This window comes from Liquorilactobacillus sicerae (assembly GCF_029916425.1).
GTDB classification, from domain to species: Bacteria; Bacillota; Bacilli; order Lactobacillales; family Lactobacillaceae; genus Liquorilactobacillus; species Liquorilactobacillus sicerae.
Map to the genome: position 1 here is coordinate 1 of NZ_JAHAVQ010000347.1, position 396 is coordinate 396.

Consider the following 396-nt stretch of genomic DNA (forward strand, 5'->3'; position numbering starts at 1 on the left):
AATTCCTGACAAGGAATTATTAACGACAAAGAATCGACAGAATTTAACAGAATTAGAAGCCGCTTTGAAAAATTTCTTCGAATTTGCTTCCCATGAAACGAGTTCTTTGGACGAGCTTGGCGAGACATCTCAAATATTTCAGATTCTCTATCTGCTCACAAAAAATTTTTCCAGTATCGTAAAAACACCAAATGATTTAACTACAGCAAACAAGCCGTTTGAACGCTTGGATGAAATAATCATGTTTATTCAAGAACATTCAAAAGAAGCTTTGACGGTTGCGAAAATTGCCGAACACTTCAACTTATCCACCAGTTATTTTTCAAGAAATTTTAAATATTATATGGGAAACTCAGTGATTGAATATTTGAATTTGGTTCGTCTTAATGAATCTTA

Annotated in this window: 1 protein-coding gene; it reads left to right on the forward strand. The window is 33.1% G+C overall.

The genetic code is table 11. From position 1 onward, the window contains the following. Positions 1-396 (forward strand): AraC family transcriptional regulator (locus KH893_RS12770; protein WP_281166392.1); only part of this gene is annotated, 396 nt, incomplete at both ends.